20 protein-coding genes and 1 tRNA gene are annotated in these 25,273 nt (G+C 66.6%); 16 read left to right on the top strand and 5 right to left on the bottom strand.

What is annotated here, in order from left to right:
• Positions 1–14 precede the first annotated feature (14 nt).
• The 13 genes from ABS78_RS02590 to ABS78_RS02530 all read left to right on the top strand — a co-directional run bounded on the left by ABS78_RS02590 (position 15) and on the right by ABS78_RS02530 (position 18,968).
• Entirely contained in the window at positions 15–278 is a 264-nt protein-coding gene (locus ABS78_RS02590) for a helix-turn-helix transcriptional regulator (RefSeq protein ID WP_293374587.1), read from the top strand.
• Between the two features lie 20 nt (positions 279–298).
• Positions 299–511 (top strand): hypothetical protein, encoded by a 213-nt coding sequence (locus tag ABS78_RS02585; protein ID WP_293374586.1) that lies wholly within the window; start codon positions 299–301, stop codon positions 509–511.
• Positions 512–994: 483 nt separating this feature from the next.
• Positions 995–2,974: a ParB N-terminal domain-containing protein gene (locus ABS78_RS02580; RefSeq protein ID WP_293374585.1), complete on the top strand. Its 1,980-nt coding sequence runs from the start codon at positions 995–997 to the stop codon at positions 2,972–2,974.
• 398 nt (positions 2,975–3,372) lie between these two features.
• Positions 3,373–3,684, top strand: a complete 312-nt coding sequence (locus ABS78_RS02575; RefSeq protein WP_293374584.1) for a DUF736 domain-containing protein — start codon at positions 3,373–3,375, stop codon at positions 3,682–3,684.
• Positions 3,685–3,756: 72 nt separating this feature from the next.
• The gene (locus ABS78_RS02570) at positions 3,757–4,665 is read left to right on the top strand and encodes a zincin-like metallopeptidase domain-containing protein (RefSeq protein ID WP_293374583.1); all 909 of its coding nucleotides are present in this window, start codon (positions 3,757–3,759) and stop codon (positions 4,663–4,665) included.
• A gap of 610 nt (positions 4,666–5,275) precedes the next feature.
• Positions 5,276–7,618: a hypothetical protein gene (locus ABS78_RS02565; protein ID WP_293374582.1), complete on the top strand. Its 2,343-nt coding sequence runs from the start codon at positions 5,276–5,278 to the stop codon at positions 7,616–7,618.
• Positions 7,611–11,828: a DEAD/DEAH box helicase family protein gene (locus ABS78_RS02560; RefSeq protein ID WP_293374581.1), complete on the top strand. Its 4,218-nt coding sequence runs from the start codon at positions 7,611–7,613 to the stop codon at positions 11,826–11,828. The genes ABS78_RS02565 and ABS78_RS02560 overlap by 8 nt, the downstream gene beginning before the upstream one ends.
• Before the next feature lie 2 nt (positions 11,829–11,830).
• The gene (locus tag ABS78_RS02555) at positions 11,831–14,053 is read left to right on the top strand and encodes a hypothetical protein (protein ID WP_293374580.1); all 2,223 of its coding nucleotides are present in this window, start codon (positions 11,831–11,833) and stop codon (positions 14,051–14,053) included.
• Positions 14,050–14,931, top strand: coding sequence for a phospholipase D-like domain-containing protein (locus tag ABS78_RS02550; protein WP_293374579.1), 882 nt, complete (start codon positions 14,050–14,052; stop codon positions 14,929–14,931). Before ABS78_RS02555 ends, ABS78_RS02550 begins: the two co-directional genes overlap by 4 nt.
• Complete coding sequence (locus ABS78_RS02545; protein WP_293374578.1) at positions 14,928–16,568, top strand: Eco57I restriction-modification methylase domain-containing protein; 1,641 nt, start codon at positions 14,928–14,930, stop codon at positions 16,566–16,568. Before ABS78_RS02550 ends, ABS78_RS02545 begins: the two co-directional genes overlap by 4 nt.
• Before the next feature lie 6 nt (positions 16,569–16,574).
• The gene (locus ABS78_RS02540) at positions 16,575–17,195 is read left to right on the top strand and encodes a hypothetical protein (protein WP_293374577.1); all 621 of its coding nucleotides are present in this window, start codon (positions 16,575–16,577) and stop codon (positions 17,193–17,195) included.
• Positions 17,196–17,427: 232 nt separating this feature from the next.
• Positions 17,428–17,943 carry a plasmid mobilization relaxosome protein MobC gene (gene mobC, locus ABS78_RS02535; RefSeq protein WP_293374576.1) on the top strand — a complete coding sequence of 172 codons (516 nt, stop codon included), beginning with the start codon at positions 17,428–17,430 and terminating at the stop codon, positions 17,941–17,943.
• The gene (locus tag ABS78_RS02530; RefSeq protein ID WP_293374575.1) at positions 17,940–18,968 is read left to right on the top strand and encodes a relaxase/mobilization nuclease domain-containing protein; all 1,029 of its coding nucleotides are present in this window, start codon (positions 17,940–17,942) and stop codon (positions 18,966–18,968) included. Before mobC ends, ABS78_RS02530 begins: the two co-directional genes overlap by 4 nt.
• A gap of 9 nt (positions 18,969–18,977) precedes the next feature.
• Here ABS78_RS02530 and ABS78_RS02525 read toward each other — a convergent pair whose 3' ends face one another.
• Together ABS78_RS02525 and ABS78_RS02520 are read right to left on the bottom strand one after the other, a co-directional pair.
• Positions 18,978–20,219 carry a type II toxin-antitoxin system HipA family toxin gene (locus ABS78_RS02525; RefSeq protein WP_293374574.1) on the bottom strand — a complete coding sequence of 414 codons (1,242 nt, stop codon included), beginning with the start codon at positions 20,217–20,219 and terminating at the stop codon, positions 18,978–18,980.
• Between the two features lies 1 nt (position 20,220).
• Positions 20,221–20,451 carry a hypothetical protein gene (locus ABS78_RS02520; protein ID WP_293374573.1) on the bottom strand — a complete coding sequence of 77 codons (231 nt, stop codon included), beginning with the start codon at positions 20,449–20,451 and terminating at the stop codon, positions 20,221–20,223.
• A 444-nt stretch (positions 20,452–20,895) separates the two neighbouring features.
• Here ABS78_RS02520 and ABS78_RS02515 point away from each other — a divergent pair, with 444 nt between their 5' ends.
• The gene (locus ABS78_RS02515) at positions 20,896–21,162 is read left to right on the top strand and encodes a helix-turn-helix domain-containing protein (RefSeq protein ID WP_293374572.1); all 267 of its coding nucleotides are present in this window, start codon (positions 20,896–20,898) and stop codon (positions 21,160–21,162) included.
• 31 nt (positions 21,163–21,193) lie between these two features.
• Here the strand turns inward: ABS78_RS02515 and ABS78_RS02510 are convergent, their stop codons facing one another.
• From ABS78_RS02510 to ABS78_RS02500, 3 genes are all read right to left on the bottom strand, one after another.
• Positions 21,194–21,451 carry a ribbon-helix-helix domain-containing protein gene (locus tag ABS78_RS02510; protein ID WP_293374571.1) on the bottom strand — a complete coding sequence of 86 codons (258 nt, stop codon included), beginning with the start codon at positions 21,449–21,451 and terminating at the stop codon, positions 21,194–21,196.
• Positions 21,448–22,101: an AAA family ATPase gene (locus ABS78_RS02505; protein ID WP_293374570.1), complete on the bottom strand. Its 654-nt coding sequence runs from the start codon at positions 22,099–22,101 to the stop codon at positions 21,448–21,450. The genes ABS78_RS02510 and ABS78_RS02505 overlap by 4 nt, the downstream gene beginning before the upstream one ends.
• A gap of 140 nt (positions 22,102–22,241) precedes the next feature.
• Positions 22,242–23,615: an integrase arm-type DNA-binding domain-containing protein gene (locus tag ABS78_RS02500; protein WP_293374568.1), complete on the bottom strand. Its 1,374-nt coding sequence runs from the start codon at positions 23,613–23,615 to the stop codon at positions 22,242–22,244.
• A 122-nt stretch (positions 23,616–23,737) separates the two neighbouring features.
• Here ABS78_RS02500 and ABS78_RS02495 point away from each other — a divergent pair.
• Positions 23,738–23,822 (top strand) — tRNA-OTHER (locus tag ABS78_RS02495).
• Between the two features lie 342 nt (positions 23,823–24,164).
• The gene (locus tag ABS78_RS02490; RefSeq protein WP_293374566.1) at positions 24,165–25,256 is read left to right on the top strand and encodes a Fic family protein; all 1,092 of its coding nucleotides are present in this window, start codon (positions 24,165–24,167) and stop codon (positions 25,254–25,256) included.
• The last annotated feature ends 17 nt before the right edge of the window (positions 25,257–25,273 follow it).

The raw sequence follows: 25,273 nt of genomic DNA, 5'->3' as shown, positions 1-25,273 counted from the left end.
GTCCCCGTTCTTCCATGAAGGGACGGGCGCTTCTGGCTTGGAATCTGCGGGCGTTACGCACCGCCAAGGCGCTCTCACAGGAGCGGCTGGCGGCTGATGCTGGAGTCGACCGAGCCTGGGTGAGCGAACTTGAACGGGAACAGGGCAATACCTCCGTCGACCTGCTCGACCGCCTGGCCGAGGCGCTCGACGTGCCGGTCGCAGCCCTCCTGGCGGAACCCGGGCCTGACGCCGACAAGCCGCAACCCCTGCGTAGCGGACGCCGTCCCCGCGATTGATCCCCCCAAGGGATAGGGCGATGGATCGGGACCTCGTCAGCGCGCACGGCAAGATGGTGGCCTTGGTCGCCAGTGTGCTTCAGGCGTCCGGCGTCACCACGACCGATGAGTTCGCACGCTTATTGAAGGTCTTCGCCGACACCGTGGCCGAGGATGACGCCGAGCAGGCCGAGATTCTGGCGCTGTGGTCCGAGACCGTTGCGGCGATGCTGCCTCAGCAGCCGAAACACTAAAGGGACTGAACAGGATATTGGGTTGGGGAAAGCCTTCCCCTGCGGTCGAGCCTCAGGTCTCGCCCGACCCCTTCGAGCGGGGAGGTCCCCGCAACGCCCCCCTATATAGAGAGCGGCCGTCGGGCGTGCTCGGTCCCGCCGCGTTCCGCGGCTCCTACGGGTCCGCCCCTCCGGGCGCCTTCGGCGCCGCCGGCCGCTCGACGGCGCTTCCCGCCCTGCAGCGCCATTCGGCGCGCAGGCTCCTTGCAGCCTTCATTTTGGCGGCGGCGCGTTGCGCCGCGTGGCTTGGGGCTCCGCCCCCGGCGCACTTCGGATCGGCTTCCGCCCAGCTTCGGGCTGGGCAGGGCCGGCAAGTTCGCAGGGCCTTGCGCCCTGCAGCCGGTTCCCCGCGAAGCCGCCCCTCCGTTTGCACCCCCGGTCTCGCCGACGGGCAGGGCTGCAGGCGCGCCTTGCGCCTGCACCCAAGCCCCAAGGAGCTAGACCATGACTGAACACCCCCAAGCCCTCCACGAGAGCTTCGACATCGTGGACATCCCACTCAACAAGCTGAAGAAGTCACCGCGCAATGCGCGGCGCACGCCCCATGCGGAGGCGGACATCGAAGCCTTGGCCGCCAGCATCGCGGTGAAGGGCGTCCTTCAGGCCCCGGTGGTGGAGCCGGAGACGGACGAGGCCGGGGCAACCGGCTTCTATCTGACGACCATCGGTGAGGGCCGCCGCTTGGCCCTGCTGCTGCTGGCCAAGCGCAAGGTGATCAAGAAGACGGAAGCCGTGCGGTGCGTCGTGGACCTCACCAACGACCCGCACGAGATCAGCCTGGACGAAAACGTCACCCGCTCGCGCATGCATCCCGCCGACGAGTTCGAGGCCTTCCGCGAACAGTCCGAGCGGCGCGGCCTCAGCGCCGAGGAGATCGGCGCCCGGTTCGGGGTGTCGGCGCAGGTGGTGCGGCAGCGGCTCCGCCTGGGCGCCGTCAGCCCCGTGCTGATGGCGCGCTACCGCGCGGGCGACCTGACGCTCGACCAGATGATGGCCTATGCGGTCAGCGACGATCACGTCCGGCAGGAACAGGTGCTTGAGCAGCTGGGGCCGGATCGCCCGCCCTACCTGATCCGCCGCACCATGACCGAGGCCAAGGTCGCCGCCACGGATCGGCGGGCGGTGTTCGTCGGCGCCGAGGCCTATGGCGAGGCGGGCGGGACCATCCTGCGCGACCTCTTCACCGAGGACGGCGGCGGCTGGTTCGAAGACGCGGGCCTGCTGGACCGGCTGGCCGCCGAAAAGCTGGCCGGGATCGCCGAGGATGTGCGGCAAAAGGAAGGGTGGAAGTGGGCCGAGGCCCACATCGATTACCCCCGCGCCTTGGGCCTCGCCCGCGTCTATCCGCATCCGGTCGAGCGCCCGGAGGACGAGGCGGCGCGGATGGCGGCGCTGTCCGAGGAATACGACGTCCTGGTCAGCGAGTGGGACGCGGTCGAGGACCTGCCGCCCGAGATTGAAGCGCGGTTCGCCGAGATCGACGTGGCTCTGGAGGCCTTCGGCGACGGGACGGCGTTCGACTCCGATGAGATCGCGCGCGGCGGGGTGTTTGTGATCCTCGGCCAGGACGGGGTGGCCCGCATCGAACGCGGCCTGATCCGCCTTGAAGACGTCCCGGCCCCCGAACCGGAGCCCGAGGGCGAAGACGCGGGCGGGTCGGCGGCGGTTGCGGACGGCGCCCCGGAGGAGGCGGTTGGCGCCGACGAGGCCGATGAGGACGCGAGCGCCCCTTTGTCGGAGCGGCTGGTCCTGGACCTCACGGCCCACCGCACCCTGGCACTGCGCGACGCCTTGGGGACCAGCCCGACCGTCGCCCTGTCGGCGGTGGTTCACAGCTTGGCTCTGTTCGCCTTCTACCCAGCCTACGAGCGTCCCTCCTGCCTGGAGATCAAGGGCGCATCGGCCTACCTCGACGGCCATGCGCCGGGCATCGACGACACCCGCGCCGGTCGCAGCATCGCTGAGCGCCATGAGCGCTGGGCGGTGCGTCTGCCCAAGGCGGCGGCTGACCTCTGGGGCTTCGTGCAGGGGCTCGCGGCCACGGACCTGCTGGACCTCCTCGCCCACAGCGCCAGCCTGACCGTCAATGCGGTGCGCGCGCCCTTCGATCGCAAGCCCGGAGCGTGGGCGCATGCCGACCTCTTGGCCCAGGCGGTGGACCTCGACATGACGGGGTACTGGACGCCGACCGTGGCGAGTTACTTGGGCCGCGTCACCAAGGCCAGGATCGGCGAGGCGGTGCGGGAGGCGGTGTCGGATGAGGCGGCCGAGCGGATCGGCAGCCTTAAGAAGCCCGATATGGCGTCTGAGGCCGAGGCCTTGCTGGCTGGAAAGGGCTGGTTGCCCAGCCTGCTTCGGGCGCCGGTCCCGGTGGAGGCTCAATGCGACGCCGAGGCGCCGGAACTGACCGAAGAAGCCGCCTGACGGCAGGCCGCTGATCGCGGCCTCCATCTCTCTGACTCGGGGCCGTTCGCCGATGAGGCGGGCGGCCCTTCCTTTAGGTTCGCCGTGACCGGCGGCGCTGCTGGGGGTGATCTCGGTCGCCAGGCCAATCGTCCTGCCTCCGCACCGACCCATGCCGCCTCTCTGGCCTGATAGGACCGAGGGGTGCGGGCCGTTCCGCCCCCGCTGATCGCCGCAACGCCGGCTCTTCGACTTCTTTCCCCTTCGGCTGCGCCGAATTCCTCGCGCGGCAAACAAGTCGTCGCCGGCGTCCTCCGCTGCGCTGCGGGCCTGACGGCTGCGGCGCTCAGCGCCCCTCGTCCTGGAAATCGCCATCGAGGCCGCGATGGGCGCGGTCCGAGCAACCAGGAGACTTCACCATGGCGACCATCGGCACCTTCACCAAGGACGACGCCAGCAACTACAACGGCGCGATCAAGACCCTGACGCTCGACGTCAAGAAGGCCACCTTCCGCAAGGTCGAGAAGACCAACGACCAGGCGCCCGACTTCCGCATCTTCTCCGGCCAGACCGAATTCGGCGCCGCCTGGATGAAGACCTCCAAGGAGGACCGGGCCTACCTCTCGGTCAAGCTGGACGACCCGAGCTTCCACGCTCCGATCTACGCCAGCCTGGTCGACGCCGACGAGGGCTACAGCCTGATCTGGTCGCGCAGCCGCCAGGCCGACTGACCTTCCCGCAGAGCGCCCCGCCGAACCGGGCGGGGCGCCGCTTCCCCAGAACCCACATCACAGGAGGCCGCCATGACGCGCCCTCACGAGACCTCGCGCCCGGACGTCTACAGCCGGGTCACCAACGCCATCGTCGCCGACCTCGAAAACGGTGTGCGCCCCTGGACCAAGCCCTGGTCCGCCGAGCATCTGGCTGGGAGGATCAGCCGACCGCTACGCTCCACCGGTGAGCCCTACAGCGGCATCAATGTCATCCTGCTCTGGGCAGAATCGGTCGCCCGCGGCTTCACGGCGCCCATCTGGATCACCTTCCGCCAGGCGCTGGCGCTCGGCGGCCACGTCCGCAAAGGCGAGCACGGCTCGACCGTGGTCTACGCCAACCGGATCACCCGCACCGAAGCCGGCGACGGCGGCGAGGATGTCGAACGCTCGATCCCGTTCCTGAAGGCCTACACCGTGTTCAATGTCGATCAGGTCGAAGGTCTTCCTGCCCACTTCTATGCGGTGAGCGAGCCTCGGCTCGACCCCGCCCAGCGGATCGACCACGCCGACGCCTTCTTTGCGGCGACCGGCGCCGACATCCGCCACGGCGGGAATCAGGCCTACTACGCCCTGCAACCCGACTACGTGCAGATGCCGCCGTTCGAGTGCTTCGAGGACCCGGAGGCCTACTACGCGACCCTAGCCCACGAATGCACCCACTGGACCCGGCACGCGACCCGGCTCGACCGTGACTTCGGCCGCAAGCGTTGGGGCGACGACGGCTATGCCCGCGAGGAACTGGTCGCCGAACTCGGCGCTGCGTTCCTCTGCGCCGACCTGGGACTGGAGCTTGAGCCCCGACCCGACCACGCCAGCTACATCGACAGCTGGCTGAAGGTGCTGAAGGAGGACCGGCGGTTCATCTTCACCGCCGCTGCTCACGCGCAGCGCGCGGCCGACTTCCTGCACGCCCGCCAGGCCGTGACGATCGAGGCCTGAGCGGTGCGCGGCGAGCGCCCAGCGCTCGCCGCAACAGCCGTCTTTGGTGACATGGGCGTCTTCGACGTCTTGGATGGGGCCGACGGCTAAACAGTTGGCGCGCCGACTTTCACAGTTCGCAATTGGGTTTTGGCACCTCGCCGAGGACCGGAGCGATGTCGCACCGACTGAACGCCCTGTCGTTCCGGCAAATGCACGCTAACATGGCACCGGGGCTGGGCTAGCACTCTCGATTATTCGGGGCACTGGGGTGAGTAAGCGCGCAGGTGGGGGTCGCGACTGGGATCAGCGTGGCCGATTTCGCGACAACAGAGAAGGTGCTCAGGACAGGATGAAGCGCGTCCACGCGCTCCTGGCTGCACGCGTAAACTCCAGCTCTGACGGCGCGCTTGATCGGCCCGGCGTGAGTACTCCTACGGCGCAGCGCTACACAACGTCCGCCGAGCCCACAGCCTGGAAGGCACCTGGCCAAGGACGCCTTGTCCCGACCGCCATACTGGACGCAGTCGCAGACGGCCAGGATCGTGTCTTACTGGCATGGCCCTTCACGCCGGTAAACGGCTTCGCTGCGGCGGCGCTTGCCCTGCGGGAGGGGCGTGCGACGGGACGATTGGCGCACGCGACGCTCGGGTTCTGGCCCTGGCGTGCCGGCGCGAGCTTCGCCGCTCGATCGATCCTCGTGCATCCCGGCGATGTTCATCAAGCCGCGGCGAGGATTGCCACGGAGATGCGTGGCACACAGGCATGGGCCCTGCCTTCGCTGGCCCATGAGTCCCAGTGCCTTCTGGACTTGCGACTCATGGACCTGAAGCCGCCGACCGGCGGCGGCTCTGCCAAGTCGATCCTCGTCCGCAGCCCTACGCTGCTCGAAACGACTTCGGTCTTCGCACCCATGGCGGGCACCGGCCTTCCGTATCTGCCAGACCCTACGCAGGTTCTTCGGCGCGTGCGAGCCTACACGCACATGCGAGATGAAAATGCGGGTCTTACCGATCACGTGGCGGCCATAGGGGATCCAATGTGCGCGCCATTTGGGCTGTTCGGCTTGCCCGCGGAAAACCGGGCTGACCGGCTCGGCCGCTACTTCGCGGCCAAGCGATTTTCGGAGATAGGGCTTGACGGCGTGTTGGTCGACGCCACGCGGAATGGACGCTCTGAGCTCTCGGACGACTGGGATCGTCGACTCGCGGTCCTCCTCGACGCGCTGGCAACCGTCCCTGGGCGGCGGCCCCCCGTCATCGTCCTCGTCGAAGACGTCTTCGCCATGCGGCGGGCAGCCAAGGTCCTCAGAGTTCATGCCGCGGCCCAGCAGCCGCGGCGACGGCGCGCCATCGAGACCGGCGCCTATCTGCCGGACCCGTCGCCATTTGCCGCCGCCATAGACCTGGGAGTCGTTCACCCGCCGGTCCAGTTCGACGCCGACATCAAGGACGCGTCCCTTGCGCCGCTCAGAGAGGATCTCGTTTCGCTGGGGCGCACCCTGCGTGAGGCCGGTCATCAGAAGGCGGCGGAGGGCGTTTCGCAGGCGCTCGCGCTGCTCCGGCGATCGGCCAGTCTTCCGATCGGTTTGGAGGAAGCCCGGGCGATCAGCGACATTCTCTATGACGCCGACGACGAAGTGGACGTCAGCGCGCGCAGCCTGTTTAGGCCCAAGATGGCCTTGGCCGCGCTCGCCGCGATCAAGGATACGGTCCCGGAATTTGGCCAGGTCGCAGCCCGCCTCGCCGCCGCGGTGGAAGCCAAGGTAGCGGCCTGGTCCGATGAAACCCCCGTCTCGGCCAAGCTCGCATCGGTTCTGCAGGACGCTGATTGGAACCGGCGCACCACGCTCATGGCGGTTGGCGACCGGCGGGTGATGGAGGCCTACCTCGGGTCCGATCGGGCGGTTGGCTACGACGGAGCCGTCACCGACCACGGCGGCCTGAGGCAAGAGCTTCAGGACAGAAGCTACGAGCGTCTGATCGTTGTGAGCCCGACGCCACATGCCATCCGAACGCTATTGTCGGTCGCCACCTGTCCGAGCCGCGTTCTGCTGCTGGGCGATGCGGCAGGGAGCGCCCTGGTCGTCGCGGAGGCCGCACCCATCGGCCAAATCGCCGCGTTCGCGCCGATGGCCGCCCGCGCCCAGGCGCTCGGGACCGCGCTCGCCCGCGGCGGCGCCAATGAGCGGCTCGACCTCGCCGAGGCCGAGTTCCGCATCGCAGCGACCCTGCCGGAAGGGGAAATCGACTTCACCCAGGCCGGCGAGCGCTATCGCGGCGACATTATCCAGCTTCGGACCCAGCGCGGCCATCGCCTCGCCTACCGGCCCACGAGTGACGTGCTTCTCTCGTCGCCCGGTGAGCTTCGCCCGTTCGAGAAGGTGCAGGCCCGTGAGGTCAAGAAGGGCGATCGTCTTCTCGTCTTGAACGCCGAAGTTCGCGAACCCATACGCCGTGCGCTCGCCGGCTCGCGCGAAGCCTTGTCGCAACTCCAACTCTACCACGATCACATCAACAGGATTTTCGCCGAAACGCCCGGCGGGTCGGTCGTCGACAAAGCCCGGCACATGCTCGCGGCGATGCGCGCCATCGACCCGACGATCAACGCGAGCGAGATCCCGAACATCAGCCGCTGGCTCACCGCTGGCCAAGCGTCGGGAGGGCCGGATGGCGTCAAGCAGCCGCGCGCAGCCCGCGACTGGGCCCGCTTCCGGACCTTCATGTCCGCGGCGGGCGTCGCCACACCCGTAGCGGACCTCTACTGGCGGGCCGCGGTCGTGCCGGCGCGGTCGTACCGGGCGCAGGAGGGCTACTTCTTCAACCAGCGGGTCGTGCAGTTCGTCCGCGATCCCGAGAGCGCCGCGATCGGCGGGTCGGCCTGGGCTTCCATGCCGGGGCTCTGGCAATCGGTGCTCGACGCCGTAGACGAGGTAACTGGCGTCGAAACCGTTCGGGGAGAACGCAATGGCTGATCCAAGGGCGCTCGATGGACTGAACGCCGATGAGCGGCAGCTCCTCAAGGAGGCGGTCTGCGACGCCATCCTGGAGCGCACGAGAAACGTTGTCAGCGGCGACGGCGAACACGGCGCCGTAGTCTTGGGTCAGAAGCCCTCTCGGGCGCTCTCCAGCGGGTTCATCCTGCCGCGCTTGAACGAAGATGGTGACGATGAGGCGAGCGACATACGGATCGCAGCGCACGGGATGGACGTGCGAATTCGTCAAGCCCCGGGAGTCCTCTCGGTGCACCCGCACCTCTCAGTCTATGTCCGAGCGATCCCAACCTCAGAAGAGCTCTTCGCCCGCCGCGGCCGGCTGATCCCCATGGCCGATTTCAACGACGCCGCCCGGCAGCACATTCGGGACGAGGTCAATCGGTGGGCGGCGGCCGATCCGCCGACCGATACCTCGCCGCGCGGGCGGGCGGCTTGGCGCGCGCAGATCACTCGAGATGTCTACATCGCCATGGGGGTGGGCGTTCCGCAGGGTGCGCAATTGCCCGCTGGCGACGAGCGCGATGCTGACGCGGCAGGGGCGGACATCGAGCCGTCACCCGTGCTGAACGGCCGACTGCAGATCCCCTCGCATCATTCGCGCCGATACGACATTCCGCAGAAGTGGATCAGGCTGCCGGTCGCCGCGCCTGTCCTTGAACTCCCGCTCCCCTGCGATCCGGCAGGGTGGGCGGCCGCCTCGGCAACGCACAAGGCCGCCCTGCTCGCTGTGATCGGCGCGACCTATGCCGCTTGGATCGCCAGCCCCGAGGGCCAGGAACAGGCGTGGCGTCGGGTCTATCCGCCGTCGGAGGCGTTCTGGAGTCCTGACCGTTGGGACGCCTTCGTCGCCCAAGCGCGGCAGTCCCCGCCAAATCCCGCCGACCTCGTGCCGACTTTCGATGCGCAAGTGCTGGTCCAGGCGCTCGGCGATCCGATCCATCCCGGCGAACACTCCGTCAGGATCGCCCTGGAAAACCTGCGCGAGAGCGACAGCGATCTCGAATGCGGCCTGTTCAATGTCGCGCTGCTCGTGCGCCTGCCCGAACCGGCGCTGGGACCAATGCGCCTGGAGCGTGTGCGGCGCAGCTATCACCTCGCGGGCTTCATGACGATGCCGGGTATCGGGGTGAACGGCGGCATCGAGGATCTCGGACTGAGCGATGGGACTCGAATCCTCCGCACAACGTGGATGCCGCGGTACGTGCTGCCGAGAATGCGTGCGACGGAAATCAGTGCGGTCCCGACAGCATACGGCGTGCTCGGCGAAACGGCGCGCGAGGTCAGCGACCTACAGGCCCTCCCGCGGGCGATGGACGCATGGATAGAACGGGTTCGGACAACGACGGAACTGTCGGGGCCCGGCGAAGAGGGCACCGCCGCCGACGAAGTGAGCCAATCCGCCCGCTTTCAGGACGACCTGGCGGCCTGGACGCGAGAATCGTCGCGGATCAACCGGGGCATCGATGTGCTCGTTGAGGCGCGCGCAGCCTGGTCGCAGGCGCCGACCGATGCGCGCGCCGCACCCTATCGGGCCTGGATTCTTCTGAACCAGACCTTCGACGCGGCAAATCCGCCGCGGGAGGGTGAGCCGCCGCCTGGCTGGCGTCTCTTCCAGCTCGCGTTCGTGTTGGCCCACATTCCGACGCTCGCCTCGAGGCTGCCCGAGTATTCCGACCGCTTCGAGGCGGGTTTCGACGAGGACGCCGTCAGCCTGCTCTACATGTCGACTGGGGGCGGTAAGACAGAGGCGTTCTTCGGCATCCTCGTCTACGCGCTCTTTTTGGACCGCCTTCGCGGTAAGCATCGCGGCGTGACCGCGATGATGCACTATCCGTTGCGGCTCCTGACGGTCCAACAAGCCCAGCGTCTCGCCAGGCTTCTTGCCCGCGCCGAGATGGTCCGCCGATCCGAAGGGGTGGGTGGAAGTCCCTTCGAGATCGGTTTCTGGGTCGGAGGGAGCAATACGCCCAATTCCACGGAAGCCCGCCCGGGGGTCGTGGAAGAATCCCTGAGGTGCGTCCCAGCCTGGAGTGATCCGCGAGCAGCCGACGAGGGCGCCCTGCTAGCGAGCCAGGAGCGCGTCGATAGGGAGTACGCCGCAGCCCGCGAGGCCTGGAACAAGCTGCCGGAGTGCCCCTTCTGCCGGTCCGGGCGCGGGACGGCGTTGCGACTCTTTCCTGAACGGCACAACCGTCTCGGGATCGTTTGCCTGAACGATCGATGCGACTGGAACCGGGCGCACCGGTCGGAAGCGCCCGAGCCGTTGCCGTTCCTGCTTGCAGACACGGACATTTATCGGCGGGCGCCATCGGTGCTGCTCGGTACGATCGACAAGCTGGCGCTGCTCGGCCAGAGCACGACGACCGTCGACCGGATCGCCGGGATGTTTGGGATGGCCCGGTGGGTTGAAGGCGGTGTCGGCGGCCTACTGCATATGCCGAGCGGCCAACCGGCCGGTGCCGCCCCGCCGGCCGGTTGGGGCAGGGTATCCCCGGCCTATCGGGCTGGCGCGGAAGTGTTCTTCGACCCGTTCCCCAGTCTCATCGTCCAGGATGAGATGCACCTTCTCGAGGAAAGTCTCGGGACCTTCGGAGGCATCTTCGAAACCGGGCTGTTCGCGTGGCTCGAACGGCTCGCCAGGTTGTTGGGGAACCGCGCCTGCCGAATCCCGGGCGCTCCAGACCGGCCGCGGCTGCCGCACGTCATCGGTGCAACGGCGACGGCGGCTGACGTGGCCAAACATGCGCGCGCACTCTACCAGAAGGCCGTCGTTCAATTTCCCCACCCCGGCCCCGCCTTGCACGGGGGCTTCTACACCCAGATGGCCCAATTCATCCCCGGGGGCGAGGCGGACCGTTCGCGGGCGGCCGCACGCGCGACCGCGCGGGGGCGCGAGGCCGCCGCGCCGTGGGGGAGGGTCTACGCCTCCCTGATGACCAATGGCCGGCTGCACACGGTCACCACTCTTTCGGTCCTCGCCGCCCATGCCGCCACAATCACCCGCTGGCAGCGGGACCTGGCCTCGGCCGATCCAGTCCGCACGGCGAGGGCCGCCCGGGAAATCCAGGAAAACGTCCTGCGGTCGCGTTGGGGCGACCAGCGTCGGGCCGCGGTCGATGATGCAATCGCGGCCAGCCGGTTCGATCGCTTGGCCGCGCTCGTCGACCTGCACCGGATCGAGCTCACCTACGTCACCAACAAAAAGGGCGGTGACCAGATCCTGTCCGCGCTCGAAGGCGAGGTCCGGGAGGCGCATGCCGCCATGGGTCCGGACTACGAACTGACCAATTTCGAGATGTCTTTGATTTCGGGAGGCGTCGACATCGGTGGGATTCAGGGCGTGATCCGCGCGGCGGAAAGGGCCTTTGACCCCATGGCCGACGACATCGCCGGGGCCTTGCGCGGGATTGTGGCGACGTCCGCCATTTCCCATGGCGTCGATGTGGAGGTGTTCAATGCGATGGCCTTCGCTGGCATGCCATCGGATATCGCCGAATACATCCAGGCCTCCTCTCGGGTCGGCCGGACCCACGTCGGCTTCTCCCTTTTGATCCCGACACCGCAAACCCGGCGTGACCGCTTCGTGGTCGAGGTGCATGAGTCATTCCACCGGCTGCTGGAACGCATGATCTCGCCCCCGGCGGTTGAGCGTTGGGCGGATCGGGCGATCGCGCGAACCATTCCCTCGCTCGTCCAGACATGGGCCGCCGGGGTCCGCCACCAGGAGCGTTTCGTCGCGGCGGCCGACGACGACAAGGGCCTCGTCGCCCTTCCCACCACCGTGGAGGCGATGGACCGGCTGCTTAAGGACCCGAATCAGTTCGATGACTGTGTCCGTTTCGTCGCCACGGCGGTCGGCACCGGCGCGCAAATCGGCGGCCCCACCAATCCCGAATACTACGGCGATCTCGTGCGCGGGGCGGCGGCTCGCATTCAGGCCAGCGTCGGCAGCGGCGAGTTCGTGGGAAGGCTCGGGGATTTTTGGAACAACCCGCTCAGCGGCATGCAACGCCCCATGACCAGTCTACGCGACGTCGATGCGGCGGGTCAGATTCTGGCATCAGGGCGCACGCCGCGGAATGAGACGATCTCGTGGGAAGAGGTCTCCGACGCGATGGCGATGGTCCGCAACCGCGGTGTCGCTCGCCGGCGCCGCGGCGCCGCGAGCGAATTGGATGGCGAGGCCTGACGATGACCAAACCACCCATCATGCAGCGTTCGCGCAGCCAGCTCGCCACTGCCTACGCTCCGCACAGCCTGTTCACCTTCGAAGGCGGCTCCGGCGCCTGCATGGCCTTGCCATTCACAGGCAACCCCACGGCCGAGCTCCGCCCCATCACGCAACGTCTGATTAGCGAGCAGATTCAGGAGTATTTCGAGGCGTGGGCAGGCCGGGCGATGCGGGGGCAAAACCTGCGCCACCCTACGCCGGCCGCCCTGGCGGTCGATGCTCGCGTTCTCAGCGACGATGCCGTGCGCGTGCGCATCGGCGATCTCGCGTTCCAGATCCCAGACCGGGTTGGCTACGTGCCGTTCCCGCTCGCCTTCACCTGTACGCGCTGCGGACTGCATCGCGAGTGCCGGCGGCTAAATCGCCTGACGGAGGAGGCGGAGCGGTTTCCGCAGGCATGCCCGACCGGTCGCACCGGCTGCGCCAACGACTGGGAGCAGATCGACGTGGTCCTCGCCCACTGGTCGGGTGAAGTCGAGGCGCTGTCGCCAAGCTACCGGCACTGGGTCTCAAACCGCGCCGAAGTGCGGGAAATCACCCGCTGCGGAGCCTGCGACTCGGATCGATTCTATCTGCGCCGGCCGCCCGGCCCCCTCGCCGGGTGGCACTTCGAATGCGTCAATTGCCGGACGGTGCGTCCCATCCTCCAGCGTGATCGGCGCACCCTGGAGCTGCTGGGGCCGTTACTCGATCAGAACCTGGCGATCGTGGCCGAGATGAACATGGAGCCGGTGTCCTACCGCGCGTCCGCGGCCTACTACCCCCATGGCGACCGGCTGCTCGTGTTCGACCAGGACCAGTTCGTGTCTTTGCTGGCCGCGAGCCAGGTCAATCAGCTCGAGGGCTTCATTTCTACGCGCTACGGCTACCCGCCGACGCACCTTTCCGACACCGACAAGGCCCGCCTGTTGGAGGCGGCCGGACGCCGCGGCGAGTGGCAGAACTACACGGCGATGCGTGATCTGCTGCAGACCTTAGTCGCCGGCGGTGTAACCCCTGCAGAGCAGATCGAAGCCTCCCGCGCGGTTCTGACGCGCTGGGAGGACGACTGGAACGCTTCGGTCTTCGCAGGCCACCAGTCCGCGACTCAGGGCATCGCCACCGCCTGCCGTGAGCGACAGAACTATGTGCGCCGGTTCGATCCGCTGCGAATGAGCGTGGACCACGAGACGCTGGTCCAAGAGAAGCTGCACGGTGGCCAGATGCACGACGGTAAGGACGTCTCGGTCGATGTCACCATCCTCGATCCGTTCCTGCGGCCAGACGGCCTCACAGAGCCCGAGTTTGACCAGCTGAGACGCGAGAGCCGCCGGCGTCTGGATTTTCTCGGCATCGCTGAGATGCGTCTGATCCGTGATGTGAAGGTCTGCGAGTACACCTTCGGCTACACGCGGACGTCGTCGTCACCGATCGTCAAGCGGGAGAAGGCCGGCGATGGAGAGTTGCCGGTTCGCTTGAGGCTGTTCGATCGTGTTCAGGTTGGCGACGACGCCCGGCATCCGGTCCTATGCCTGCTGCAATCGAACGAAGGGTTCTATGTCCGGTTGGACGAGGACGCCGTCATTGAATGGCTCACCGAGAACGGCGTGCAGCTGGCGCCGGCCCCGGCGGGGGTACGGCTCGGCGGTCGCCTGATCGAAGAATTCGCGGGGCTAGAACATGACCCCGCATCTTGCTTTTCCCGCTTCCTTGACGAGTACCGTCGCGAACGGGCCGTCCCCCGCCAAGCCTATCCCTTCGTCTACACGCTACTGCATACCCTGGCCCATCACCTGATCGGTGTGAGCGCCTCCATGTCCGGCCTCGACCTGGGGTCCTTCGGCGAGCACATCTTCGCACCCGACCTGGCGTTCCTGGTCTATCGCCGGGGTATGACGATGGACCTGGGCAACCTTTCCTCGATGTGGCGGGACCGCGGCGATCCTCAGTTTGGGAACGAGGTTCTCGACCAAATGGTCAATCCCGTCAGCCTGAGGTGCGGGTCTGAGAGTGTCTGCAGCCACCGCGGTGGCGCATGCCCGGATTGCGTCCTCATCCCGGAAAACGCCTGCATCACCCGAAATGAACTCCTTTCCCGCTCCGTCCTGATCGGTCGCGGCGCGCCGCGCTGGGACGACAACGGGACGCCGCTGCTCGGATTCTATGAGGTCGCGGCCCGCCGCGCAGGCGCAGGGCCGGCATGACGACTTCAGCAGCCATAGGCGAAGCGCTCGGGAGATCGTTGGTCGAGGCGTTAGGCCCGGATTGTTCAACGGCGGCGCTGGTCGCGCGCTTGCTGCAATCAAGCCCCAACGGCATGCTCGATGCCGTCCGGCTTGAAAGCGCGCCGGCTGGTGCGGCCCTGCGTGTCCTGACGGACTTCGAGCGGCGTGGCTGGGTGACCGCGATCGGTCAGGGGTGGACCGGTGGACCCGAGCGTATGCCTGGCGGCATTCCGGGTTTTCTCGACGGGGCGGCCGCGATGTATAGCGCCTTGCCCCACGACGGCCGCGCTACGACGGTCGTGACCTTCCCCGCGTCGACAAACGGAGTGGTTCGGGCGCTTCCCAGAACGGGCTTCAGCTACGCCGGTCTCGTTTCATCTGATGAGGCTTTCGCTCGCATAGCGGACGCCGCGGTGAACACGCTCACGGTGCTGACGCCGTTTCTGAACAAGGACGGGCTGGACTACGTGGTCACGTTGTTTCAGCGCACGCGCGCCGTCCAAAAGGTTCTGGTGGTTCGGCGCTACGGCGGCGCCTTGGCAAGGGCGAGCGAACGCATCGAAGAACTGGCTCGACTGGGCGTGGACGTCCGCAACTACACCCTCCCATTACCGAAGGGCTTCGAGACGTTTCACGCCAAGGTGATCCTGGCAGACCAAGACCTTGCCTACGTCGGCAGCGCGAACATGACCCGCTACGAACGGCGGTCCATGGAGCTCGGCGTCCTCGTGGACGGCAAGGCCGCCCGCGTCGTGGCGAGCGTCGTTCGGGCGGTCGAGATCGTTGCTGAACGGGTATCGGCGGATCGTCGACGGCCCGCGTTCCCCGCGCCAGCATCATCGCAGGAGGCGCGATGATGGCGCGCCTCCAGGACTTCCACGCTTCAGAGATCGTCGCGGTTCGGCCGGAGCCTCCGAAGGGGCATGTTGATCGGGCGGAGGATGCAGGTCCTCTCATCAAGACAATTCTGACCGCATACCGATCTCGAGCGAATGCTTCAGACGCGCTCAGCCAGTGTCTCGCCTTGATCGCGGGCCAGGGAACGCCGGCGGTCGTGGAAGCCCTTGGGAAGCTGAGTCCCGCGTGGAAGGACCACGCCATCGCTAGCGTTTATGCCGTGCTCATGCCGGGAGAGCGGCGAAAGCGTTTGGGGGCCTATTTCACCCCGCCCCACTTGGTGGATCACCTGCTGGGTAGGCTCCAGGATCTTGGCCTCGACCTGGCCACCCACCGCCTGCGTGATCCGGCAGCCGGCGGCGCCGCATTCCTCGTCCCCCTGGCGCGGCGCAAGGTCTGCGTCTGGCGCGCGTCAGGTGTCGCGGACGACGTGATCGTATCGGATTTGGCCGCCCAGCTGCGCGGCTGTGAAATTGATGCCGACCTGGCCAGTCTCGCCAACGCGCTTCTACGGCGCATGCTCGTCGAGGAGTTCGGTATCGCGGAGGCGCTGGTCGCTTCGCTCACGATCGTAGCCACGGGCGACAGCTTGGCGGCGCCAGTTGGTGCGGCGACGGAGATCGACCACGAGATCGGCAACCCGCCCTACCTGCGGTTACCGCGTGCGATCGAGACCGCAAGGCAGGACGAGTTCCTCGACATCTCCAACGGTCGACTGAACCTCTACGCGATGTTCCTGCGCAGAGCCCTGGACCACGTCCCGGCCCGTGGTTTGATCGGCTATGTCATCCCCGCTTCGTTCCTCGGTGGGCCGGAATTCAAAACCTTCCGCGCAACAGTGGCCTCGCTTGCGGAGGTCCTAGTGATCGACCTGATCGAAAAGCGAAGCGATGTGTTCCTCGATGCAACGCAGGACGCCTGCTTCGTCGTGCTGCGGCGTCGCCAACGTCCCTTGGCCACGTCAGCGGAGAGCAAGGCGAGCAGCGGCCTTTTGAAGTCCGACGGCGCGTTCAAGGCCCTTGGAGATGCGATCATCGGCGCCGGCGGCGCACCCTGGCGCCTTCCCGGCAAGGAACTCGATCAGAGTGCGACGCTCGCGGACTGGGGTTATCGAGGCTCCATTGGCTACCTGGTCGCCAATCGCCAGCCCGAGCGACTGCACACGGAGGCTGGCTCGGGTCGATATCCGCTGGTTTGGGCGAAGGCCATCTCGCCCGAAGGCAAGTTCGATTTCGACCGAGCCCTCGAACACAAGGAGAGTGGTTGGGTAGATGCGCCTGAAGCGGCTCCATACATCGTGCGGACCGGGTGCGTCGCGATTCAACGGACGTCTTCGCGAGGGCAGAAGCGGCGAATCACCGCGGCTCCGATTCCTGCGGCGTTCGTTGAGGAGCACGGCGGAATCATCGCAGAAAATCACGTGATCCTCCTTGTGCCCACCACCCCTCTGGCGGCAAGCGTCGAAGCCCTGGCGGCGGCACTGAATTCGACACATGCCAGTGAACAGTTGGACCGTGTTTGCGGCTCGGCCTCCATTTCGGTTCGTCTGCTTGAGACGCTTCAGCTTTCACGTCCACCAAGCGATAGCGAGCAGTGACTGCCAATGGGCCTGGAGCATTGGGATTCTTCTCGACGTAAATGGGTGCTCTACCGGAGCCAGGCGCAGCACAGTGAGGACTGCGCCCGCTATCCCTTTGAGAAGATTCCCGGCCGGGTCTTCCTAGACACAAATGTCGTGAACCTTCTCGTTAAGCATAGGGAGCCGATCTTCGAGCAGGCGGCGATGCCGGCAGGACTCGATCGAACGTGCGCGCATGACGTCGAGGCGCTCATGCACGTATTTCAAGTCGGCGCTCGGGCCGACTGGGATCTGATCGCGTCGCGCAAGACCCTGGATGAAATCCAGGGCACCCCCGACGCCGATGTCAAAGCCGAGTTGTTGGAGTACACAGTCCAACTTGTGGAGCTGCCCAGCGACGACAGCGCCTTCGCAGCGAGTCTGGGCCGGCGGCTCCTCGATGCTCCGTTTGTGTCTGCGCTCCCCGACCTTGCGGATCGAGAGCTAATCGGCAACGCCATTGGCCTCGGTTGTGATGTCTTCTGCACCTGCGACCGCCGAACGATCGTTCGCAAGCGAGAGCGCCTGCATCTGTTGCCAATACGAATTCTCACCCCGGTCGAGTGGTGGGCCCACGTTAAGCCGTGGGGCGGTCTGTGGCTTTAAGTTGCCATGTGTCTGCTTCGGACGAATACAAATGTCGGCTTCTGGGCCCCGAGCAGACTCAGTGCTCCGTCGCCCTTGGCCCGGCTGGGGCGGCTCGCAGAGCCGGCGGGCGAGCGGCGGCGGGGCGTAGACTTACGCGTCGCCGACGCCGAGGGGAGGGGCCAGTCTTGGCTCGTTGCTGTCTAGGGCAGGATAGCCTTCGCGGCGGCGGATCACTACGTGGAGCGGCCCAGTGGCCAATCTCAGCATTCGGGTCGCCGACGACCTTCTCGCCCGGTTCGATGCCGCTGCGGGCGCCCAGGGAGGCCGGGCGCCGACACTGCGCCGCCTGATGGACCAGGCCGCCGGCGAGGGGCCGTCCGTGTCTGGCCGCCTTCCCTCGCGGCCCTTGAAGCTGACCGTCCGACTGGCTGAAGAGGATGGCGACGGCTTGGTGCGCGAGGCCGCCGCCATGGGCCTGACCCCCAACGGATGGGCTGCGGCGCTCATTCGGCGCCGGCTTCACGGGCGGCCGACCTTCCCGCGTGGCGACGCGTCGGCCTTGCTCGCCGTCCAGGGCGAGGTGCGGCGGATCGGTGTGAACGTGAACCAGATCGCCCGCGCCCTGAATACGGCGGTCATGGAGGGCAAGGTGCTCGACCTGGAGGTCGCCTACCTCGCCGACCTGCAGACAGAACTACGTGCGCACATGTCCACACTGCGCGAGGCGTTCGAGGGCAATCTCGCCTACTGGGCGGTCGAGCTATGACCGACTTCCACATGGTGTTGGGCTTCGAGGATGTCTGGAGACCGCCCGTCCGGCAGCGTATCGTTCGCCCGCGCTCCGTCTTGAGACTTGCGCCGACCGCCGGCAGCGGTGTGCGGGCGCGCCTGGAGCGGGTCGCCTCTCGGGCGCCCGAGGTGATGGTCAAGGTCACCGGCCGCACGCGCGACGGCGTCCACCTGCGTTCGCACCTCGACTATATCTCGCGGAACGGCCAACTGGAGCTGGAGGGCCCAGACGGCGCCTTGCTGGTCGATCGCCGCGACGTGGCTGATCTGGCGGACTCCTGGGCCGCCGCAGCCATGGCCGACAGGCCCCGTCGCCGGGACTCGCCGCTGAGCCATTCGGTCATCCTGTCGATGCCGGCCGGCACGAAAGAGATCGTGGTGCGGGACGCCGCCCGGTCGTTCGCCGCCGACATGTTCGCAGGCCGGCATGACTACGTGTTCACACTCCACACCGACACGCCGCGTCCACACGTCCACCTGGCGATATGTTCACGTGGCCACACGGGCGAGCGCTTGAACCCGAAGAAGGCCGACCTGGAGGTTTGGCGCCAGACCTTCGCCCAGGCGCTACGGGATCGCGGCGTGGAGGCTGAGGCGACACCGCGGCGGGCACGGGGGGTGACGCGGAAGGCCGAGCGGACCCCGTTGCGGAAGATCCGAGACCGTCACGAGGCGGGAGGCGGACCCATGGCGCAGGTTCATCGCTCAGCCTACCGGGAGGCCGCGGGGGCGGCCTTCCAGGGGCGGATCGAGCGGACACCCTGGGATCAGCGGATCTTGGCTCGGCAGCAGGCGGTTCGCAGCCTCTACCTCAGCCAAGCTCAATTGCTCGGACGGTCGAATGATCCGAAGGATCGTGCCTTAGCGGTGAAGGTTGAGGCCTTTGTGCGGAGCATGCCGCAGCCTGACACCCAGAGATTGGCCCTGGCCCGCGAGTTGAGGGCCGTGAACGCGCGGCTCGGCCGCGGCGGCCCTGAGCCAGGCAAGGAGCGAGGGCGGTGAACGCCGGCTTCAGGCAATGGCGCGAGCGAGGTCGTCATGCTCGAACGCACTGGCCATGCGGTCGATCTGGTTGGCGGTCAGCCCATGCTGGGCGGCCACCTCGCGCCATGTGGCGACGACGACCCCGACTTCCCGAGCGATGGCCGAAGCTTCCGGCTTGCTGAGCCTGAAGTAGGCGGCCGTCCCCAGCGCCGTTTCGAGCGAGGCGTCTTGGTCGGTCTCGTTGAGCGCCAAGGCGTGGATGCGCGGCTTCACATCGGTAGGCATGGGGTTGAGGTCGTAGGCCGGGGACAAGCGCCACCCGCCGGGCTCGCGCAGGAAGCCGTGGTTGCGCAGGTGGTCGTCGGTGTTCGAGATCAGGATGTTGAACACGATCCGTCGCCAGAGCTGGGCGGCGTCGCCGGGAGCGTCGGCGCCGTCCTGGCGCAGGACGTCGACCAGTTCCAGATAGCTTCGGACCTCGCCGTCCGCGGCGCCTAGCGCGGTGAGCGCCGAGCGGAATGGCCGGCGGCCGCCATCGGCCATGCGGTCGAAGCGCGACATCATGAACACCGGCCGCCTAGCCACCTGGCGCAATTGGAATGCGGGCACAGAGACGCCGGCCTGCTGGGCCAGGGTCATCGCCACGGATTCCCAGGTCGGTATCGGCCAGTCGTCGTGCTGGCTCGGGAATTTGGCCATCAAGAGTTCGCCCTGGGCGTCCTTCACCGACGCCTTCGGGCGCGCGCCACCGAGCGAACTGCCCGGCGCCAGCAGCAGGCGCAGGTCTTCGTCGGTTTCACGGTCATCGACGATCCGCCGCGCGGCCCCCAGCAGTCGGGGCAAGGCGACGAGGGGCGGGACAGGGTGGGCGTCAGCTGCCGCGAAGCCTTCGGCGCCGACATCGCGGAAGCGCAGGGCGCCGAGGCGGGTCTGGTCCTCGACCAGCATAAGGAAGTCCGCTTCCAGCAGGGTGCGGGGCGCCCGGCCTTCCGCCTTGGCTTCATGGCGTTCACGGCGGCCCATCAGATTGCGGCCCCAGCGGTCTGGCGCGGGATCGCTGAAGGCATTGAAGAGGCCGCCGTCCCAGTGGGCGTCGCCTCGCACCAAAGGGAGGTTGGGCTCAAGCGGGAACGCACCCGCCAGCCCTAGCCAAGTCTGGTCGTAGGCGAAGGAGCAAGTCTGGCGGGCGCCCTTGGCCCTGGCCCATAGCCGGCCGACTGGCCGGGTCGCGCCATCCCAGTCGATATGGACTTCGATCTCGCGGTCCATGTCAGCGAGCCTCCGCCTTCGTCCGGACGCGCTTAGGCAATTGCTCCTCCGCGAGCGTTTGGCCAACGTGATCGGTGGTGGGGTCAGCGAGCGCGCCGAGGCGGTCTGCCAACCCAAGGACGAACAGCACCGTGGCATAGATCCCCACGGCGACGCCGGGGTCGCCACGCTCCACGCGGGTGATGGTGTTGCGGCCAACGAAAGCCCGCTCGGCCAGGAGGGCGATCGTCATGTTCCGCCGCTTGCGAGCCGTCGATATGTCGCCGCCAAGCTTCGTAAGTCCCCGGCGGACGGAGAGTGGCAAGGCGGATTGGGCTTTAGAGGTTTTCATGATCGCACCAAAAACAGGGAGCTATCTCCGATAACGCACGATTTATGGCGCGGAATGTTTATACGCAAGCCTAATGCTCAAGATTCTGCACCATAAATCGTGCAATATTCTATTTTACGCGCGAATTATGGTGCATGGAGCGCTGACGCCGCTGCCCTAAAATCGGAACCTACAGGTCATAGAATTTGGCGAAATCGGAACCTGCGGGTTCCGTCTCCGTCACGCTGTCGCCCACTGAGATGGGTAGGCTTACGCCTTTCCCGCCGGACTCCCGCCCGCCTACGCTGAGTCGATGATGGAGCGGTCCGTCTCCGGGCGAGCTCCCTGCGTAGAGGTATCGCCGTCATGGAAACATCCCGAGCTCCCAATCGCTACCTGCGGACTCCCGAAGCAGGCCGTCACCTCGGCTTGTCTGGCCGCACGTTGGAAAAGCACCGCACCTACGGCACGGGCCCCCGCTACCGGAAGATCGGCGGGCGGGTCGTCTATGCCCTGAGCGATCTGGAGGCCTGGGCCGATCAGGGCGCCCAGACCTCCACGACCGACCCCGATGGCGGGCGCGTCCGCGCCGCGCGCCGCTACGAAGAGGAGACCGTGGCGCACCACGCCTGACCACCTGTCGGCACGACGACGTGTGGACGTGTCAGCGCTCGCCAAACGGATGCTTCCCGTACTTGCGCATCAGGTCGTCGACGGCTTCTCCCAGCAGAGCCTGAAGCGTGGTGTTCTGCTCAAGGGCCAGGATGTTGAGGGCCTGGCTCAGCTGGGGGCTGAAGTAGCCCCCGACCGCCTTCTTGCCGACCCGGGCCAGCGGTCGGCCCTGAGGCGCCACAGCGACAACGGGATCGGAAACCGGTTCAGGCTTCGCCCGCTCCGTCCTGATCGCGTCGAACCGGCTCATGCCGGCACCGCTAGGGCGCGCGTGGACATGCCAAGCTGCCCGCATATCCACGCCCAAAGCTCCCGTATCTCGCCGGCTGCCTTGCCCTGGAGCTCGTGCTCGGGCGCAGTCCGGCCTGCGGCGACGCTGTGATGGAAGGCGGCGCGCTCGGGCAGGATGACGGGTGCGATCTCAAGACCGAACTCGCCGCCGATCAGATTGGCGGCATCCCGGTAGATATGAGGCGCGCGAGGCGGGCCGGCGTTGAAGACCACGAATGCGGGCTTCCGGCTGGACCGAACCAACTCCGCCGTCGCCTCGATCGCCGCCAGGTCAAAGGCCCTGGGGCGGCAAGGAATGAGGAGCAGGTCCGCCAACTGCGCAGCCTGGCGCGCCATCGCGTCAGCGTGTGGCGGCGTGTCGATCACAGCGACTTCGGCGCCCAGGTCGGCCGCCTTGGCCAGCTTGCCAGCAAGAAGGGTTGGCGCGCCGCAGTCGACGACTTCCGGGTCGCCGCCGCCACGCCATTGTCCCCAGCGGCTGGCGGTCGCCTGCGGGTCGGTATCGACGATAAGGGCGACGCTGGATCTCGCCGCTTCCGTGGCGAGGTTCACAGCGAGGGTCGTCTTACCTGCCCCGCCCTTCTGGCTCACGATGGCTATGGTCCGCATGTTCACCTCCGCACATGCGGGCATGTGAACAGGCTGGGTGCGCAGGGCCAGGGGCTCAGCGTGCCCGTCGAAGGATATCGTAGGTTCGGTTAGAAATTGGCGGGGTGTCCACGTGCGAACACGCCGACGTGTGGCCCTGTCTACGCGGCTTTGGCCGGCTCGACCGCTTCGGCCGCCCTTGCCTTTCGCGGCCCCAGCGGCTTGCCTTCGCGCGGGTCCGGCGGTGTGGGATCGAGCTGATCATCGCCAATGCGGCGCGCGGCCAGCAGCGGCCAGACCCGTTCCCGCTTCGAGCCGTCTTTGGGGGGCGCGGTCCCGGACTTGATGATGAAGTCCGAAAGGGTCTGCTGCGAAGCCCGCAGGTGATCGTTCAGCAGCTTGGAGCGGGTGATGTAGCCCTCATTCACGCCCTTGACGCTGTGGTTCATCAGCAGGTGCATGTCGACGGGAGAGAGGCCTGCGGCCTGGCCGAGCGTGCGGTAGGTGTGGCGCAGGTCGTTGCCCCACTTGGAGAGCGTGCCGCGGCTCTCCTTCTGTTCGACGATATGGCCCTCCTCACTGTCGGCCGCGAAGACCCAGGTCTTCGCCGCGTCCGGATGCAGCATGCTGCCGGCCCGCATCGCCCGGAGCAGGCAGCGGATCATCGGCCGTGACAGCGGGATATCGAACGCCTTCTTCGCCCCGCCCTTGGGCGAGGGGATGTGCAAAACGCGGTCCTTGAAGTTCAGGTGCTCGACCTTCGCCATCTTCAGCGCAGTCGGGCGGCTGCCGCAGAGGACGGTGAACAGGTGGAATTCGCGACGGATGGGATTCCGCAGGCGGCCCGCCTCGGTCATCCAGCCGCTGATGTCGACGGCGCCCATGGCGACGTCGCGGCGCTTCTCCTCATTCCAGTCCACCGCCATGACCGGGTTCTCCGGCGGCAGTCCCCGGACGCCCCGCCGGGCGTGGTTGTAGATGGCTCGCAGCGTCCGCATGCAGCCGTTGGCCGCGTAGGGCCCCGCGCTCTTCGTCAACTCGTCATGGCGTTGCGAGACCAGGCCCGGGTTCTCGCCCAGTTCCCTCAGCGGCTTATCGAGCCAGTCCTTCAGCATCCGCTCGACATGATCGGCGTAGCCCGCGATCGTCCCGGCGCTGCGGTTCTTCCGTTCGAGGTGCGAGACTCGATAGCGCGCCCAGGCCTGTCCCAGCGTGACATCGGCCGTCGGAGGGGCTTCGGGGGCCTTCTTCGCTTCCTCTGCGTACTCACCCTTGGCGATCTTCGCCAGGACATCCTTGGCCTTTGCCCGCGCGTCGCGGGTCGTAAGGTCCTCGGTCGTGCCGAGCGTGACCTTCTTGGCGTGACGTTTGCCATCCTTCCAGTGCTCGCCGAGGACGGCGAACGCCTTCGTCTTCGTTCCGACCCGCACGAAGAAGCCGCGCAACTCCGTGTCCCGGACCTCGTACTGACCCTTGTCGCTGAGCGGCAGGCGGCTGATGACCTTGTCGCTGAGGGTGGCTTTCAGATCGCTCATGACAGAATTTAGGTTGGGGTTTAGGTTGGGGTTTGCCCCAACCTAGTTTCAAGGTCGGGCCGCTCAGAAACCCTACCACATCCGAAAAAAATGAGCAACAACAATGGGTTTAGCGTGTTTTAGCGTGGGTCCGGCGGACCCCGTCGAGGGCGCTAATAAAAACTACGAATCTGAGGGTCGGACGTTCGAATCGTTCCGGGCGCGCCATTTTCTCCTAGAAAATCAGTCACTTAATAGTACTCCCCTTAGCCGGGTCGGCCTTGTTTCATCTCTGGGGTCACACTGGGGTCACAAGATTTGATGGCTCTCCACGGGAGTTCGATCATTTGCACCGCGGTTCACGGTGACCACAGCCGGTGAACGTCTCCCGGTGCGCCCGGTCCATGTGCATAGGTTTTGGGGAGACTTCCGACGCATGCCGGCGACGTGCATAGGAAGGCGCGATTTTCTTTACGCATCCGCTCGGCATGTGCGGACCGTGCGCTAGGTCTATACACGTCGGGAAATCGTGTATAGAAAATGGCCAATTCCTATACATGTGAGCTTGATATGGGTTTGGTCGCTAGCCACGTCCCACCGGTGTTGCCGCTTTCGGTCGACTTGGAGACGAAGCGTGTTCTGAAGAAACTCGCGAGCGCGCACCGCGCCTTGGCCGAGTTGAAGGGCGCCGCGGGCCTGGTCCCCAATGAAGCGATCCTGATCAACACGCTTTCGCTGCAGGAGGCGAAGGACAGCTCCGCGATCGAGAACATCGTCACCACCCACGACGATCTCTACCGAAGCGATGACGTTGCAAACCGATTTGCGAGCGTCGCCGCCAAGGAGGTCTACGCCTACGCCCGCGCCTTGCGGGAGGGCTTCCAGAAGATCCGCGAAACGGGACTGATCACAATCAACGACATCCTCGCGATGCAGGCGACCCTGGAGCAGAACCAGGCGGGCTTTCGCCGCCTCCCCGGAACCGCCCTCAAGAACGACAAGACGGGCGAAGTCGTCTTCACGCCGCCCCAAAGCTACGAGGAAATCGCATCGCTGATGGCGAACCTGGAGGCGTTTCTGAACGGCGGGGTCGATGTCGATCTCGATCCCCTGGTGAAGATGGCGGTGATCCATCACCAGTTCGAGACGATCCATCCCTTCTACGATGGGAACGGCCGGACCGGCCGCATCCTCAACATCCTCTATCTGGTGAAGGAGGGGCTCCTCGGCACGCCCGTCCTCTACCTCTCTCGCTACATCAACCAGAACAAGGCCGACTACTATCGGCTCCTCCAGGCGGTTCGGACGGACGGCGTCTGGGAAGAGTGGTTGATCTACATGCTCGACGGCGTCGAGCAGACGGCCGGGCAAACCACTCGGCTCGTCCACCGCATCCGGGATCTCATGCTCGATCACAAGGTGCGGATGCGGCGCGAACTGCCCCGGATCTACAGCCAGGACTTGCTGAACAACATGTTCAGCCACCCCTACAGCAAGATCGCCTTCGTGGAGCGCGACCTCGGGGTCAGCCGCATCACCGCGACGCGGTATCTCGACGAACTCACCCGTATTGGGCTGATGCGGAAGCACAAGCTCGGCCGGGAGAGCTACTACATGAACAGAGCCCTGCTCGACCTGCTCGGCAATGTCCAAGCCGTCTAAGGGTCGGCAAGCGTCGG

The sequence above is a fragment of the Phenylobacterium sp. SCN 70-31 genome, assembly GCF_001724605.1.
Classification (GTDB): Bacteria; Pseudomonadota; Alphaproteobacteria; order Caulobacterales; family Caulobacteraceae; genus Phenylobacterium.
This window is presented reverse-complemented; position numbering and strand designations above follow the sequence as displayed.

Excerpts from the sequence above, each read along its gene's own strand:
- ABS78_RS02570 (WP_293374583.1), top strand. The coding sequence starts at position 3,757 with ATGACGCGCCCTCACGAGACCTCGCGCCCGGACGTCTACAGCCGGGTC.
- ABS78_RS02520 (WP_293374573.1), bottom strand. The coding sequence starts at position 20,451 with ATGACGATCGCCCTCCTGGCCGAGCGGGCTTTCGTTGGCCGCAACACC.
- ABS78_RS02525 (WP_293374574.1), bottom strand. The coding sequence starts at position 20,219 with ATGGACCGCGAGATCGAAGTCCATATCGACTGGGATGGCGCGACCCGG.
- ABS78_RS02490 (WP_293374566.1), top strand. The coding sequence starts at position 24,165 with ATGGGTTTGGTCGCTAGCCACGTCCCACCGGTGTTGCCGCTTTCGGTC.
- ABS78_RS02575 (WP_293374584.1), top strand. The coding sequence starts at position 3,373 with ATGGCGACCATCGGCACCTTCACCAAGGACGACGCCAGCAACTACAAC.
- ABS78_RS02500 (WP_293374568.1), bottom strand. The coding sequence starts at position 23,615 with ATGAGCGATCTGAAAGCCACCCTCAGCGACAAGGTCATCAGCCGCCTG.
- ABS78_RS02580 (WP_293374585.1), top strand. The coding sequence starts at position 995 with ATGACTGAACACCCCCAAGCCCTCCACGAGAGCTTCGACATCGTGGAC.
- ABS78_RS02545 (WP_293374578.1), top strand. The coding sequence starts at position 14,928 with ATGATGGCGCGCCTCCAGGACTTCCACGCTTCAGAGATCGTCGCGGTT.
- ABS78_RS02560 (WP_293374581.1), top strand. The coding sequence starts at position 7,611 with ATGGCTGATCCAAGGGCGCTCGATGGACTGAACGCCGATGAGCGGCAG.
- ABS78_RS02515 (WP_293374572.1), top strand. The coding sequence starts at position 20,896 with ATGGAAACATCCCGAGCTCCCAATCGCTACCTGCGGACTCCCGAAGCA.
- ABS78_RS02550 (WP_293374579.1), top strand. The coding sequence starts at position 14,050 with ATGACGACTTCAGCAGCCATAGGCGAAGCGCTCGGGAGATCGTTGGTC.
- ABS78_RS02555 (WP_293374580.1), top strand. The coding sequence starts at position 11,831 with ATGACCAAACCACCCATCATGCAGCGTTCGCGCAGCCAGCTCGCCACT.
- ABS78_RS02510 (WP_293374571.1), bottom strand. The coding sequence starts at position 21,451 with ATGAGCCGGTTCGACGCGATCAGGACGGAGCGGGCGAAGCCTGAACCG.
- ABS78_RS02585 (WP_293374586.1), top strand. The coding sequence starts at position 299 with ATGGATCGGGACCTCGTCAGCGCGCACGGCAAGATGGTGGCCTTGGTC.
- ABS78_RS02590 (WP_293374587.1), top strand. The coding sequence starts at position 15 with ATGAAGGGACGGGCGCTTCTGGCTTGGAATCTGCGGGCGTTACGCACC.
- ABS78_RS02530 (WP_293374575.1), top strand. The coding sequence starts at position 17,940 with ATGACCGACTTCCACATGGTGTTGGGCTTCGAGGATGTCTGGAGACCG.
- ABS78_RS02505 (WP_293374570.1), bottom strand. The coding sequence starts at position 22,101 with ATGCGGACCATAGCCATCGTGAGCCAGAAGGGCGGGGCAGGTAAGACG.
- ABS78_RS02540 (WP_293374577.1), top strand. The coding sequence starts at position 16,575 with ATGGGCCTGGAGCATTGGGATTCTTCTCGACGTAAATGGGTGCTCTAC.